We start from the raw sequence: 13,563 nt of genomic DNA on the forward strand, positions 1-13,563 counted from the left end.
GGCGGCGGCCTGGTCGCGTCGGTCTACCTGCTGATGCGGCACACCCTCGCCGGACGGCTGCCCGTCGCCATGACCACGGCGATCCCGCCGTCGGCCGGCTGGCGGCCCGCGACGCCGCTGCCCTCCGCCCCGGCGGACGACACGGCGGTGCCCGCCCAGGTCGTCCCGGGGCGGCATCTCGCGATCACCCGCGCCGCCACGACCGCCGCCGAGGACACCACCTACCGGCAGCTCCTGGTCGTCTCGCTGGTCGCCCTGGCGATCTTCGCGGTGGTGTCGGTGCTGCTGGCCTGGTGGATGGCCGGCCGCGTGCTGCGCCCCGTCCACACCATCACCGCGACCGCGCGCCGCCTGTCCGGCGAGGACCTGAGCGAGCGGATCTCCCTCCAGGCCCCGCCGGGCGAGCTCAAGGACCTCGCCGACACCTTCGACGCCATGCTCGGCCGGTTGCAGAGCCTGGTGTCGGCGCAGCGGAGGTTCGTCGCGAACGCCGCGCACGAGCTGCGCACGCCCCTCGCGGTGCAGCGCGCCGCGCTGGAGATCGGCCTCGCCGAGCCCGACCCCGCCAAGGTCGCCCGGGTGCGCGCCAAGCTGCTGGAGGTCGCCGACCGCAGCGAACGGCTCATCGAAGGGCTGCTGCTGCTCTCGGCCGGCGACCGGGGACTCGACCGGCCCGAGCCGATCGACGCCGCCGGGATCGTCACGGCCGTCCTCGGCGAGCACCGGGCCGACGCGCGCGACCGCGGGGTCTCCATCGAGCCGCACGTCGAGCCCGTACGGCTCCAGGGCGACCCCACCCTCTTCCGGCACCTCGTCCGCAACCTGATGGAGAACGCCCTGCGCTACAACGCGCCCGGCGGCCGGATCCTCGTCCGTCTCGGCGCCGGCGAACTCGCCGTCGCCAACACGGGCCCGAAGGTGCCGCCCGACGTCGCGTCCCACCTCTTCGAACCGTTCCGCCGCATGCACCCGCGCCGCCACGCCCCGGCGAAGGCGTCGGCCTGGGCCTGTCCATCGTCGCGTCGATCGCGCGTGCGCACGGCGCCGAGGCGACCGCCGAAGCCAACCCCGACGGCGGCCTTACCGTACGAGTCGCCTTCGCTCGCCTCGCCCACCCGCCGGAAGGCGAGCCCGCCCGCCGCGCCGGGCCCTGACCCGAGGCGCGCGGCGCTTTTGGGTCAGGGGTGGTGGAGGCCCTCGCGGAGTCCGACGAGGGCCGCTTCGGTGCGGTTGCCGACGTCGAGCTTGCCGAAGATCGCGTGGGCGTGGTTGCGGACCGTCCGCTCGGAGATGTGGAGGCTGCGGGCGATGCCGCGGTTGGTCATGCCGCTGGCGATCAGGGCCAGGATGCGCTGCTCCTTGGCGGTCAGGCGCCGCAGGACGGTCGCGCCGGCGGCGGGGGGTGGCCGCGCGTTCTCGCCGTCCTGCTCGCAGGCGCCCGAGACGGCGGCGCGCGAGCGCCGCAGGGTGTCGAGCAGGATCCGCTGCTCGTTCATGATCTGCTCCGCGTGCTCGATCGCGCGGTCGAGGCGTGCCAGGGACCTCTCGTGGGCGGGGCAGCAGACCGGGGACGGTTCCGCGCGCTCGCCGACCGCGGGGGCGGCCATGTCCTCTCCCGCCCGGATCAGTGGCCGGGACGGCTCTCGCGGATGTAGCGATCGGCCTCGCCGACGGAGTGGCTCCCGTCGTGCAGCATCTTCTGGGTGATCACATAGCTGGCGCCGGCCCGCATGCCGTCCAGCAGGTGCGGCAGCGTCCCGCAGCCGCCGGACGCGACGACGGGCACGGGGACGGCCCCGGCCATCGCGCGGACCAGCGCGAGGTCGTACCCCTTCCCGGTGCCCTCCTGGTCGAGGCTGTTGGGCAGGATCCGGCTCGCGCCGAGGTCGGTGAGCATGCGCGCCCACATCACCGCGTCCAGCGGCGTGTCGGTCTCGCCGCCCTCGATGGCGACCTCCCAGCGGTCCTCGCCGGAGCGCCGGACGTTCATCACGCCCAGCACCCGGTCGCCGCCGAACCGCTCCGCCGCCGTGTGCAGGATCGACGGCCGTTCGACGGAGGTCGTGCTGATGCCCACCGCGTCCACCCCGAGGGCGAACAGCGAGCCGATGTCGTCGAACGACCGCGCGACCCCGTTCGCCACGGAGACCCACAGGTCGACGCCGGAGTCCCTGGCGCGCCCGACGACCGCCAGGCTGGCGGCGCTGCGCTCCCAGGGCTCCTGGACGTCGACGAACACCCGTCCGGCGCCCTGCTGCTCGTACATCTGGATGAGCTCCACGGGGTCGGACGGGTCGAGCAGGCCCGGAATGGCCGACGGCTCCAGGGTGCGCCCCTGCGCGATGTCGATCGTGGGGACGACGGGGGAGTCGTGGCGGGTGCGGTCGCTGGTGGCGGGCATGCGGTCCTCCGGTTGCGAGAGGTCGGGGTTCGTCCATGGGGACCCGTCGGGTCTCCGCAGCGGACCCGGTGGCCGGGCGCTGCCTGCCGCTCCCTCTTCCCCCGGTTCTGACGCCGCGCTTGCACGGCGCTGACATCTCCCCACGCGCGCCGCTTTCCCGGATTCTCCGGCGGGCGTGAATGCGGCCGATGAGACCGAAACCGGGATATCGGCTGCCCGGGCCGTCCATTTTCTGGACGTTTCCATTCGCGTGTTACGATCACCCGTGCCGGGTAGGTGAGTGGTCATCACCCCCCACCCGAATACCGCGGGAATCCTGCGCCGATGCTCGACATTCGCCTACTGGGGCCGTTGCGCGTGCGCTCCAGCGGTGCCGAGAACGCCGTCGAAGGGCCGAAGAAGCGCAGCCTCGTCGCCGCACTGCTCATTTACAGGAACCGGATCGTCTCCGCCGAGGAGCTGATCCGCCAAGCCTGGCCGTACGACGCCCCGCCCCGGGTGGAGAACGCCCTCCAGGCGCACATCTCCAGGATACGCGCCGATATCCGGCGGTGGCGCGAGGGGGAAATCGTCACCCTCACCACGCGCTATCCCGGCTATATTCTGGAAGTGCCGGAACGGTGCGTCGACGCCAGCCGCTTCCGCCGCAAGTGCGCGCGGGCGCACGCGGTGAAGAAGATCGATCCCGAGCAGGCCGCCAGGCTGTACCGTTCGGCGCTCGACCTGTGGCGCGGGCCCGCCTTGCAGGACGTGCCGAACGGGCCCGTCCGCGACGCCGAGGCGGCCCAGCTGACGCGCGAGCGGCTCGTCGCGACGACGCGCATGGTCGAGGTCCACCTCGAACTGGGACGGCACCTGGAGGTCATCCCCGGCCTGGAAAGGCTGGTCGCCGAGCACCCGCTGGAGGAGCGCCCGTACGCCCAGCTCATGGTCGCGCTGGCGCGGGCCGGGCGCGTCAGCGACGCGCTGGAGGTCTATTCGCGAGCGCGCCTACGGCTGGCCGAAGGCGCCGGCCTGTCGCCGTCCCCCGCCCTGGAAAGACGCATGCACATCATTCTGCGCGGCGACGGGGACACCGCGGAGGAGGACGGGAGCGGGAGCGCCTGACGTCCCCTGCCTCACTGCCCGGCCAGCAGAGAACGGAGACGCGCGCTGTCCGGTGAGATTCGGCGCGCGACCTCCACCGCGGAAAGGAGAGCCGATTCCTGACTCGTCACTCCGTTGGTGTGATTGCCCGCGAAATAGAGCCCGCCCGCTCCTTGGGCGGATTCCAGCCGGCGGCGTGCCCTGACCGTCGCGGGAGTGATGAGGAAATGCTGGAAGTCGGCGCGGTGCAGCAGCCGCCGCGGAAGCCTGTCGCGCTTGACGATCTGGCTCTTGAAGACGTCCACGCCGTGAACGGGGCCGAGCCAGTCGGACGTCTCGCACGACACGCCGTCGGTCACCAGGTTGCTGGACGCCCAGTGCGCCGGATCCGGCGGCATGTAGAGCGGATCGAGGTGGAGCGCGTAGGCCGCCCTGACGGGCCGGAACGAGGCCATCGCCGCGCGCAGGTCGCCGGTGCCCGCCAGCGGCGCGAGGAGGTCGCCCGCCGCCGGCGGCGGAACGGCCAGGACCAGGCGGTCGACCGTGTGCCGTTCGCCCGCCGCGTCGGCCAGTTCGAACCGTTCGCCGGCGCGGCGCGCCTCCCTCAACGCCGCGCCGGTCTTGATCCGCGCCCTCGGCGACCCGGCCGCGAGCGCCCACGCCGAGCTTTCGAGGCCGGACGCCAACTGCTGCCAGCGGGCCTCGCCCGACGCGGCGACGTAGAAGTGGGTCGCGACGCGCGCCGACAGTTCCTTGACCTGCTCGATGTCGCAGCAGAACAGCGAGGCGGGCCGGGCGTACAGCAGGTCGCGCTTGAGGTCGTCCGGCACCGGCAGCGGCTCGACCAGGTCGGCGAGCGGGACGTCCCAGTCGTCTCCCGACTCGTACCGGTCGAGGGCGTGTTCGAGGAAGCAGCCGAGCGCTTCCCAGGCCGGTCCGAGGACGGTGCTGCGCGGATGCTCGGTCGGGCCGTCGGCGGGAGTGACCAGGAACGGCTCGACCGCGCCGGAACGGCGTACCGACAGCGACGCCGGGATCGGCCTGATCTGCTCGCCGGGGTAGCCGAGAAGCTCCAGGAGCCTGCGGTGGAGCGGAAAGACGTCGGCGGAGATGTCCTGCGAGCCGAGCTCGATCGACACCTGTTTCCCGTTGAGCCAGATCGGGACGGAACGCGCGTGCCCGCCGATCCGGTCGCGGGATTCGAGAACGACGCACTCGTGGTCGTCTTCCAGCAGCCAGGCGACCGCCAGACCGGCGATCCCGGCTCCCGCGATCCCAATTCTCACGAGGCGGCCTTTCGAATGTTTTCGTGCGTGAATTAGCGGCGCGTTCGCAGTGCCTATATGTGCGCAAGTTTACGTCTCGGATGTTGCGCGCCGCATAGTAGATTCGTCCTGTGTCATTTTTCCCAGCTAGCCCGCCGCGCCCACGGGTAGTGGCGGAGAAGGCAGAGAGGTAGAGAAGGCGGAGAAAAGGAGCGGGAGATGTCTGCGGCGCGCGATCTGGTGGACGAGATGGCTCGTGCCCGCGCTCGCGCTCCGGTCCCCAATCCGTTGCTGGACCTGGCGCGGGAGGGACGCGTCACGACCGCGCACCTGCTGCGCCTGACGCGGGTCGAGCGGATGTACCACGATGCCGAACTCGCGGCGTACGGAACGCTGCTGGCCCGTTTTCCCCGTCCCGATGCCGCCGCTCTCTTCATCGACGTCGCGGGAGTCGTTCAGGAGGCCCGGCTGAGGCTCGATTCCGTGATCCGCGGCCTGGGAGGCGACCCCGACGAAGAGAGCGGCGCTTTCTCACTGCCGGGATTCGGTGTCGCCGAGCACGGATTCTGCGGTTACGTCTCCTGGCTCGCGTTGAACGGCAGCCAGGCCGCCGCGGCGCTCGCCCTCTACTCCGGTGAGGACGGCGTCTACTACGGAGGCTCCGCCGCGCTGGTGGAGCAACTGCGCAAGCGGGACGCGGCGGTTCCCGGCGAGTTCCTCGACTACTACGCGGGCACGCCTTCCGAGCGGCAGAACGACCACGCGCTCCGGGTGGCGCAGCAAGGACTGGACCGGGGCGACTCTCCCGCCGCGGCGCTGGAGGCGGCGCGGCTGTGCGACGACTACATGGCGCTGCTCTGGCAGGCGGCGGCCGGCGCGCCGCGCTGAACGGCCCGCGCCCCGGCACCCCGACAACGCAGGAGATGGCACGGACATGCGGATGATCCGTTTCGAACGGCCCGGTTCCCCCCTCGACGTGCTGGAATGCGTCCAGGCGCCGGACCCCGAGCCGCCGCCGGGCCGGGTGCGCGTCCGGATCAGCGCCCGCCCGGTCAACCCGTCCGACCTGCTCTACGTGCGCGGACGCTACGGCCGCCCGCCGCCCTCGCCCTCGCCGGTGGGCTTCGAGGCCGCCGGTGTCGTGGACGCGTGCGGCGCCGGAGCCGGACCGGCGCCGGGCACGCGGGTGGCGCTCGACGCCGCCGGCACCTGGCAGGACCTGGTCGTCGCCGACCCCGCCGACCTCACCGTGCTGCCGGACGACATCGGCGACGACGACGCCTGCCAGATGTCGATCAACCCGCCGACGGCGCTCCTGCTCGTCCGCCTGGCCGGCCTCCGCACGGGGCAGTGGCTGGTGCAGAACGCGGGCGCGTCGGCCGTCGCGCGGATGGTGACCCGGCTGGCCGTCCGCGCCGGAGCGCGCTGCGTCAGCATCGTGCGCAGCGGCCGGCACTCCGCCGCGCTCCGCGAGCTCGGGGCGACCGTCATCGACGCCTCGTCCGAGCCGGTCGGCGACCGCTGCGCGGACCTCACCGCGGGCAGGGGCGCCGCCGTGGCGTTCGACGCGGTCGGCGGGCAGGCCAGCGACCAGGCGGTCCGCTGCCTCGCCGACGGCGGACGGCTGGTCGTCTACGGCCTGATGTCGGGGCAGCCGGCCACCGTGCGCACGGAGGACCTCATCTTCCGGTCCGTCGGCGTCGAGGGCTTCTGGCTGCCCGAACGCCTGCGGACCCTCGACCGGGACGAACGCGCCGGCCTCGCCGCCGCCGTCGTGGACGGCCTGCGGACGGGCGTCCTGAGGTCGGAGGTCGAGGCCCGGTATCCGCTCGCCGGGTTCGCCGACGCGGTGCGCCACGCCGCCGCGCCCGGCCGCACCGGCAAGATCCTCCTCACCCCCTGATCCGCACGCGCCCTTTCCCGTGACGCGCGGAAGAACTGTACTAGGACGAAAATACCAGGTACCGATTGTCCGGACGGGTAGTAAGAGGGCGCACGACGTACCGGAAAAGGCGGCGGTGACTACGCCTCGGAAAGGGGATGGATGTGAACTCCGCAGAGAGAAACGTGGAATCTTTGACCGGCAAACTGGTCGAGCTGCGCCGCAGAAACCCGATTCCCAATCTCTTTCTCGAACGCGTGAAATCGGACCGCTTCGGCCGTGAGGATCTGCGCGCCCTCATACGCGGCGAGATCCGGACCGCCGAGGCGGAGATGACCGTCTACGCGCTCGGCACGGCCCTGCACCGGCACGAGGTCTTCCAGGACCTCAACACCATGGCGGTGGACGCCCGTTCGCACCTGTCCTCGATACGGCCGCTGGTCGGCATCGACGACGAGAGCGCGGAGAACGGCGCGGTGGGCCCCGACGGTTTCGCCTGCCCGGGTTTCCTGAGCTGGGCCGTCCTGCATTGCAACCGGGCGGAGCTCGGCCTGGTCATGTACGCCGACCTGGAGAGCTACGGCGGCGGCAGCCGTGAGATCGCCGACGCCATGCAGGTGGCCTCGACCGAGGTCCCCGAGCAGATCGTCCGGTACTACGCGGACGGGGTGCCCGACGGCCTTTCCAGCAAGGTCCTCGGTCTCGTGCAGGAAGGCATCGACAGGGGCGACGACGTGTCCCGCGCCGTACGGCTGGCCCGCGTCATGGAGGAATGCGTGGGGCGGTACTGGCAGGCCGCCGTCGCACCCGAACGGAACGCGCCCGAACGGAACGCGCCCGAAGGAAACGCAAGCGAAGGGGATCCGCGATGACGTCCGCGTCCTATAAGCCGGGCCCGCACACCGCGACGCTCGTGGACGAACTGGCCCGGCTCCGCGCCGGCGAACCCGTTGGCAACGCGCTGCTCGACCTGGCGCGCGCGGGACGGCTGGAGGTCGAACATCTGCGCCGGCTGGTCGGCGTCGAACTCCAGTGCCACATCGCGGAACTGACCGCGTACGGGACTCTCATCGGGCGCTTTCCGCACCGTCCGGCGGCGGGCCTCTTCCTGGACGTCGGCCGCCTGGTCTACGACGCCCACCCGAAACTCCGCGCCTGCGCTTTCGCGCTGGACATTCCGGAGGAACGGTTCTACAGGTGGCCGACCGGCCCGGCCGCGCACGCCTTTCCCGGACTGATCTCCTGGACGGCCCTGCACGGGTCCCTGGCGGACGCGGCGTTCGGCCTGTACGCCGACCTGACGGCCTACTTCCCCGGCTGCTCCGAACTGCTCACGCAGGTCGGAGCGCTCGACCTGAAAGTGCCGGAGGAGTTCGCCGCCTACTACGAAGGCGGCGAATCCGAAGAGATGAACGACAACACCCTGGACGTCGTCGAGCACGGCATCGTCCACGGCGACGACCCGGCGAGGGCCCTGGCGTCCGCACGGACGGTGGACGAGCACATCGGCAGGTTCTGGGCCGCCGCCGCGGGCAGCGACGGCTGACGCACCCCCCGGCGGCGACGCCACGTACCTCGGCACAGGAGAGGAAGGGACGATGGCGCAGGCGGTCCCGGAGCATGTGAGGCGGTGGAACCGGACCGCGCGGCCGTACCCGCGCGACGCGGTGCTGCCGAACCTGTTCGACGCCCAGGTCCGCCGCACCCCCGACGCCCCGGCCCTCACCGCCGGCGGGACGACGCTGACCTACCGGGAGCTGTGCGAACGCGCCGCGGCGCTGGCCCGCCCCTCCACGACGGCCACGGTGTGGACGGGGGCGAGCCGGTGGGCCTCCTGCTGGACCGTTCGCTGGAGTCGGTGGTGGCGCTCTGGGCCGTCCTCAAGGCGGGCGGCGCGTACGTCCCGCTGGACCCCGACCAGCCGACCGGACGGCTCCAGGAGATGGCCGACCGGATCGGCGCCGCGTGCCTGCTCACCCGGGACCGCTGGCGCGACCGGCTGACCGCGGCCTCCGTCCTGGCGGTGGACGACGTCCCGGCGGCGAGCGGTCCCGCCGTCCCCGCCCCGCGGCCGGTGTCCGTCCGCGCCCCGCGGCCGGTGTCCGTCCGCGCCACCGACCCGGCCTACCTGATGTTCACCTCCGGGACCACGGGGAAGCCGAAGGCGGTGGTCGTGCCGCACAGGGGCGCGGTCCGCCTCGCCACCAGCATCGACTACGCCGACATCGGGCCGGACGACGTGTTCCTCGGCACCACCAACCCCGCGTTCGACGTCTCCTGCTTCGAGGTCTTCGGCGCGCATCTGAACGGCGCGCACCTCGTCCTGCCGGACCGCGAGGTGCTGCTGTCCCCGCCCGACCTCGCCCGCGCGATCACCGGGACGGGCGCGACCGTCATGTGGCTGACCGCCGGCCTGTTCCACCAGATGGGGTTCGCCCGCCCCGGCATGTTCGGCACGCTGCGCTACCTGATCGCGGGCGGCGACGCGCTCAACCCCGAGTGCGTGCGCGGCATCCTCGCGGCGGACCCGCCCCGCGTCCTCCTGAACGGCTACGGCCCGAGCGAGAACTCCACGTTCTCCACCACCCACCCGGTGACCGCCCTGCCGGACGAGGCGCGGACCGTCCCGATCGGCAGGCCGATCGCCAACTCGACGTGCTACGTCCTGCGCGAGGACCGCTCGCCCTGCGACCCCGAGGAGGAGGGCGAGCTGTACGTCGGAGGGGACGGCGTCGCGATCGGCTACCTCGGCGACGAGGAGCGCACGGCGGAGTCCTTCCTGCCCGACCCGTTCGCCCGCCGCCGCGGCGCGCGCATGTACAGGACCGGCGACCTGGGGCTGTGGCGGCCCGACGGCGTCCTGGAGTTCACCGGGCGCGTGGACCGCCAGGTGAAGATCCGCGGCTTCCGGGTCGAGCCGGAGGAGGTGGAGTCGGCCGCGCTCGCCCACCCGCAGGTGCAGGAGGCCAAGGCGGTCGTGGACGAGGACGGGGCCGAGGACAAGTCCCTCGTCCTGTGGGCCGCGCCGCGCGGCGAGGTGGAACGCGACGACCGGCGGCTGCTCGCCCGGCGGCTCCGCGGCTTCCTGCGAGACCGGCTCCCCGCGTTCATGCTGCCCGCGCGGCTCGCGGTCGCCCGCAAGCTGCCGCTCGGCCGCACCGGCAAGGTGGACGCGAACGCGGTGAAGGCGCTGTCGGAGGAAGAGACCGACCACAAGGAAGCGGCCGAACCACCGCGCGGCGACACCGAGCAGGCCCTCGCCCGCCTCTGGGGCGAACTCCTCGGCATCGACCACGTCCGCCGGACCGACGACTTCGTCGCCCTCGGCGGCCAGTCGCTGCAAGTCGTCCGGATGGTGCCCGCGCTCCGCGGCGCGCTGGACCTGCACGGGCCCGCGGACCGTTCGCTCGTCCGCATGGTGCTCGACACACCCGTCCTGCACGAACTCGCCACCCGTCTCGACGACGTCCGCGAAGGCCGCGCCGCGACCGGCGACGGCGACGTGGACCTGCGCAAGGAAGCCGTGCTCGACCCGGCCGTCCGCTTCGAGGCCCCCGCCGACCCGGACAGGGCCGAGCGCCCTCGCACGCTCCTGCTCACGGGCGCGACCGGCTTCCTCGGCGCGTTCCTGACCCGGCGGCTCATCGACGCGACGGACCTGCGGATCGTCTGCCTCGTCCGGGCAGAGGACGCCGAGGAGGGGCACCGCCGCGTGGAGGCGGCGCTACGCCGCTACGGGCTCCCGCCCACCGGCCTGGACGACCGGGTGACCACGCTGGCCTCCGACCTGTCCGCACCCCGCCTGGGCCTCACCGCCGAACGGTTCGCGCGGCTGGCGGGCGAGATCGACGTGATCCTCCACAACGGCGCGCACGTCAACTTCCTCTACCCGTACTCCCAGCTCGCCGCCGCGAACGTCGCGAGCGTCCGCGAGCTGCTCCGGCTCGCCGGGACCGAACGCCTCAAGCCCGTCCACCACCTCTCCTCCGTCGCCGTCGCGGCCGGGCTCGGCAAGGCCGGCACACGGCGCCTGCGTGAGGACGACCCCCTCGGTGACCCGGAACTGCTGAACCAGGGGTACGCCGAGACGAAATGGGTGGCCGAGCACCTCCTGCGCGAGGCCGCCGCCCGCGGGCTCCCCGTGAGCGTCTACCGCCCGTCCGAGCTCATGGGGACGCGCGTCCGCGGCGTCCAGTCCACGAAGACCATGATGAGCGCCCTGTTCAAGGCCGTCATCGAGAACGGCGTCATCCCGGACGTTCCGCTGCTTCTCGACCTCGTCCCCGTGGACGCGGCGGCCGAGGCCCTGGTGCACCTCGTCCTCAACGAGCCGCCGCGCGGCCACGCCTACCACCTGGTCAACCCGGCCCCCGCGCCGCTGTCCCTCCTCGCCGAACGGGCCCGCGCCCACGGCTACGAGATCCGCACGGCCGGCCATGACGAGTGGCTCGCGGAGACGGCCCGGCACGCGTCCGCGCACCCCGAGGCGCCGATCTCCGACTACATGCCCATGTTCACCGAACGCTCGGAACGGACGGGCCTGTCGGTGTTCGAGGCGTCCTTCGCCCCGAACGTGCCCGACCTCGACCGTTCCAACATCACCCGGGCCCTGCGCGGCAGCGGCCTCACGATCCCGCCCGTGGACGCCGACCTGATCGACCTGTACCTCCGCTACCTCCAGTCGACCGGCTTCCTCCCCCCACCCCACTGACAGCCGTCGCCGCGGCGACAACGCTCCCGAACGGCCTCCTGGGAACGGGTGCCGTTCTCTAGGGCAGGTGCTCGTCGACGTAGCGGGCGATCTGCCGGGCCGCCCGGTCCAGTGCCTGCTGGGTGACGCCTCGGGGACGCATGAGCTCGTCCAGGCGGTACGTCAGCGCGGCGGCGCAGATGCTCGCGGCGCTGCGGGGCAGGGCGCAGGTGATGAGCGGTCCGGGATCGGAGAGCCCTGAACGCCAGGGGGTGTGCGTGACCAGCGACACCCCGCGGTCGCCGGGGTACGCGCCGCCGGTCATCAGGTAGGCGAGGTGGTCCGGCTTGCCGGTCGGGACGTCCTCCCGCGCGGAGATCGGTGTGGCGTCGCCGCAGTTCAGGGGGTCGGTGCGCCTGAGGCGGGCCGCTTCGCCGCCGCGGGGGAAGTAGCCGCATTCGTAGCCTCTCCGGTAGAGCAGCACCGTCACGCCCCCGGCCTCCGCGGTGCCGACTCCGCTTCCGCCCCGGCGGTGCACTTCCGCCCGGCGGGCCCGACGAACCGGACCTCCCGGAACGGCACCTGGTAGACGCCCGCGCCCGCCGGAAGCCGTACCTCCGGCGGCAGCCGGACCCGGGACGGCGGCGACGGCCGCGCCTCGTTGAACCCGCAGGACCGCGCCGAGACGGCGACGGCCGCCCTGGTGGCGCTGGGCTCGCGCGCCGGTCCCGCCGTCTCCCGCTGGACGGCGTAGGTCCCGGCCGTCCCGGCCCCGGCCACGATCGCCGTGCCGATGGCCGCTGCGGTGATCTTGGCTCCGGTGGTGGCCAGCAGCCCGCTCGACGCCGCGACGGCGTTCCCGCCCGCGAGCCCCTGGGCGATGAGGCCGCCGAGGGGGAACAGCGCCGCGAGGCCCGCCGCGCTCGCCGCCAGCACCCGCACGCCGCGATGCTCCCAGTCGTTGCCGTACGCGTTGGACGCGACGGCCTCCAGCGTCGTGAGGAAGGCGTCGGCGGACGGCGGACGGTCGCGCGGGTCCTTGGCCATGCCCGCCGTGACGAGGGGACGCAGCGGTTCGGGGAGTTCGCCCGCCGGAACGGGTTCGCTGAGGTGCCGCCGCCGGAGCGCGGGCACGTCGGACGCCGGGAACGGGCGGCGCCCGGTGACGCACTCGAAGAACACGCAGGTGGCCGCGTACACGTCGGTGGACGGCGACGCGGGACGCCCCTCCCACTGCTCGGGGACATGTAGGCGGGCGTGCCCGTCCTGGACCCGTCGCCCGTCACCGTGGCCACGCCGAAGTCGATGAGCTTGCTGAGGCCGTCCTCCTGGACGACCACGTTCGCGGGCTTGTAGTCGCGGTGGACGACGCCGAGCGCGTGCGCGGCCTTGAGCCCCAGCAGCGAGCCCTTCAGCACGACCAGGGCGGCTTCCGGCGCGAGTTCGCCGTGCTCGGCGAGGATGGCCTTGAGCGACACCCCGTTGACGGCCTCCATCACGATGGCCGCGCCGTGCTCGCCGCTGACGAACCGGTAGAGGCGGCTCACGTGCGGGTCGGTGATCCGGCCGAGCACCACCGCCTCCGCGCGGAGCCGTTCGATGGCCGCCTCGTCGCCCGGCCGCCGGTGCACGTACTTGATCGCCACCGGGGACCCCGTCCGGGCGTGCCGGGCCAGCACCACGCGCCCCTGCGCGCCCGAGCCCAGCTCCCGGACCTCGTCGAACCCGGAGATCCGCCACTGGCTCACGGACGCTCAGCCGCCGGTGCGCCCGACCCCGTGCGCCTCGTACGCCTGGCACGCCTCGTCACGAGCCGATCGCCTCCACGACGGCGTCCCATTCCCGCCTGCGCGACATCCACCGGGCGACCGGGAGCTTCTTGCGCCTGCCGTCCGCCCGTACCAGGACGATGCGACCGCCCTCGACCACGAGCGTGTCGCCGCCGCTCGCCCGGAACGAGCGGCGGGCGCCGATCGGGCGGTCACCTCCAGCGTCCGGCCGGCGGCGCTGTAGGTGAAGTACGTGCGGACGAAGAAGATCACGCCGAGCACGATGAAGAGCACGCCCAGGATCACGTTGATCAGCGGGCCGGGCGCCAGCAGCCCGAGCAGGAGGTTGAGCACGCCGAGCGCGAGGGCTCCCCACGCGACCGGCGGGTTGTAGCGGACCGACAGGGTGGTGAGGGCGGGACGGGAAGGCGTGGCCACGATGGGGTCCTTTCGTCGCGGTCCTGCCTATT

Annotated in this window: 12 protein-coding genes and 2 pseudogenes; 7 read left to right on the plus strand and 7 right to left on the minus strand. The window is 73.0% G+C overall.

Annotation, left to right across the window (positions count from 1 at the left end; all coding sequences use genetic code 11):
• Positions 1-297: 297 nt before the first annotated feature.
• Positions 298-903: pseudogene (locus GEV43_RS56240) on the plus strand (histidine kinase dimerization/phospho-acceptor domain-containing protein); the annotation flags it as partial.
• Positions 904-1,178: 275 nt separating this feature from the next.
• Here GEV43_RS56240 and GEV43_RS56245 read toward each other — a convergent pair.
• Together GEV43_RS56245 and GEV43_RS24440 are read right to left on the minus strand one after the other, a co-directional pair.
• Complete coding sequence (locus GEV43_RS56245; protein WP_160822687.1) at positions 1,179-1,607, minus strand: LuxR C-terminal-related transcriptional regulator; 429 nt, start codon at positions 1,605-1,607, stop codon at positions 1,179-1,181.
• Positions 1,608-1,624: 17 nt separating this feature from the next.
• Entirely contained in the window at positions 1,625-2,401 is a 777-nt protein-coding gene (locus tag GEV43_RS24440) for a HisA/HisF-related TIM barrel protein (protein WP_160822688.1), read from the minus strand.
• A 324-nt stretch (positions 2,402-2,725) separates the two neighbouring features.
• Between GEV43_RS24440 and GEV43_RS24445 the strand changes: the two genes are divergently transcribed.
• Positions 2,726-3,508: an AfsR/SARP family transcriptional regulator gene (locus GEV43_RS24445; RefSeq protein ID WP_160822689.1), complete on the plus strand. Its 783-nt coding sequence runs from the start codon at positions 2,726-2,728 to the stop codon at positions 3,506-3,508.
• An 11-nt stretch (positions 3,509-3,519) separates the two neighbouring features.
• Here GEV43_RS24445 and GEV43_RS55080 read toward each other — a convergent pair whose 3' ends face one another.
• A complete protein-coding gene (locus GEV43_RS55080; protein ID WP_160822690.1) occupies positions 3,520-4,773 on the minus strand; it encodes an FAD-dependent oxidoreductase in 1,254 nt (417 codons plus the stop codon).
• A gap of 198 nt (positions 4,774-4,971) precedes the next feature.
• Between GEV43_RS55080 and GEV43_RS24455 the strand changes: the two genes are divergently transcribed.
• The 5 genes from GEV43_RS24455 (at position 4,972) to GEV43_RS55085 (ending at position 11,345) form a co-directional block, all read left to right on the plus strand.
• Positions 4,972-5,640, plus strand: coding sequence for a hypothetical protein (locus tag GEV43_RS24455; RefSeq protein WP_160822691.1), 669 nt, complete (start codon positions 4,972-4,974; stop codon positions 5,638-5,640).
• Between the two features lie 46 nt (positions 5,641-5,686).
• A complete protein-coding gene (locus GEV43_RS24460; RefSeq protein ID WP_160822692.1) occupies positions 5,687-6,655 on the plus strand; it encodes a zinc-dependent alcohol dehydrogenase family protein in 969 nt (322 codons plus the stop codon).
• A gap of 173 nt (positions 6,656-6,828) precedes the next feature.
• Positions 6,829-7,506 carry a hypothetical protein gene (locus GEV43_RS24465; protein WP_160822693.1) on the plus strand — a complete coding sequence of 226 codons (678 nt, stop codon included), beginning with the start codon at positions 6,829-6,831 and terminating at the stop codon, positions 7,504-7,506.
• Positions 7,503-8,180: a hypothetical protein gene (locus GEV43_RS24470; RefSeq protein WP_160822694.1), complete on the plus strand. Its 678-nt coding sequence runs from the start codon at positions 7,503-7,505 to the stop codon at positions 8,178-8,180. The genes GEV43_RS24465 and GEV43_RS24470 overlap by 4 nt, the downstream gene beginning before the upstream one ends.
• A gap of 213 nt (positions 8,181-8,393) precedes the next feature.
• Positions 8,394-11,345 carry an amino acid adenylation domain-containing protein gene (locus tag GEV43_RS55085; protein ID WP_309239817.1) on the plus strand — a complete coding sequence of 984 codons (2,952 nt, stop codon included), beginning with the start codon at positions 8,394-8,396 and terminating at the stop codon, positions 11,343-11,345.
• Positions 11,346-11,403: 58 nt separating this feature from the next.
• Here the strand turns inward: GEV43_RS55085 and GEV43_RS50910 are convergent, their stop codons facing one another.
• The 4 genes and pseudogenes from GEV43_RS50910 to GEV43_RS24485 form a co-directional block, all read right to left on the minus strand.
• Positions 11,404-11,814: a hypothetical protein gene (locus GEV43_RS50910; protein WP_241683024.1), complete on the minus strand. Its 411-nt coding sequence runs from the start codon at positions 11,812-11,814 to the stop codon at positions 11,404-11,406.
• A complete protein-coding gene (locus GEV43_RS50915; RefSeq protein WP_241683025.1) occupies positions 11,811-12,524 on the minus strand; it encodes a hypothetical protein in 714 nt (237 codons plus the stop codon). The genes GEV43_RS50910 and GEV43_RS50915 overlap by 4 nt, the downstream gene beginning before the upstream one ends.
• Positions 12,525-12,574: 50 nt before the next feature.
• Positions 12,575-13,072 (minus strand): annotated as a pseudogene (locus GEV43_RS56250) (serine/threonine-protein kinase); the annotation flags it as partial.
• 6 nt (positions 13,073-13,078) lie between these two features.
• A complete protein-coding gene (locus GEV43_RS24485) occupies positions 13,079-13,531 on the minus strand; it encodes a hypothetical protein (RefSeq protein WP_160822696.1) in 453 nt (150 codons plus the stop codon).
• Between the last annotated feature and the right edge of the window lie 32 nt (positions 13,532-13,563).

This window comes from Actinomadura sp. J1-007, assembly GCF_009793335.1.
Classification (GTDB): Bacteria; Actinomycetota; Actinomycetes; order Streptosporangiales; family Streptosporangiaceae; genus Spirillospora; species Spirillospora yumaensis.

What these genes read in the sequence shown, in the direction of transcription:
- GEV43_RS56245 (WP_160822687.1), bottom strand. Translation starts at nt 1,607, where the DNA reads ATGGCCGCCCCCGCGGTCGGCGAGCGCGCGGAACCGTCCCCGGTCTGC.
- GEV43_RS24440 (WP_160822688.1), bottom strand. Translation starts at nt 2,401, where the DNA reads ATGCCCGCCACCAGCGACCGCACCCGCCACGACTCCCCCGTCGTCCCC.
- GEV43_RS24445 (WP_160822689.1), top strand. Translation starts at nt 2,726, where the DNA reads ATGCTCGACATTCGCCTACTGGGGCCGTTGCGCGTGCGCTCCAGCGGT.
- GEV43_RS24455 (WP_160822691.1), top strand. Translation starts at nt 4,972, where the DNA reads ATGTCTGCGGCGCGCGATCTGGTGGACGAGATGGCTCGTGCCCGCGCT.
- GEV43_RS24460 (WP_160822692.1), top strand. Translation starts at nt 5,687, where the DNA reads ATGCGGATGATCCGTTTCGAACGGCCCGGTTCCCCCCTCGACGTGCTG.
- GEV43_RS24470 (WP_160822694.1), top strand. Translation starts at nt 7,503, where the DNA reads ATGACGTCCGCGTCCTATAAGCCGGGCCCGCACACCGCGACGCTCGTG.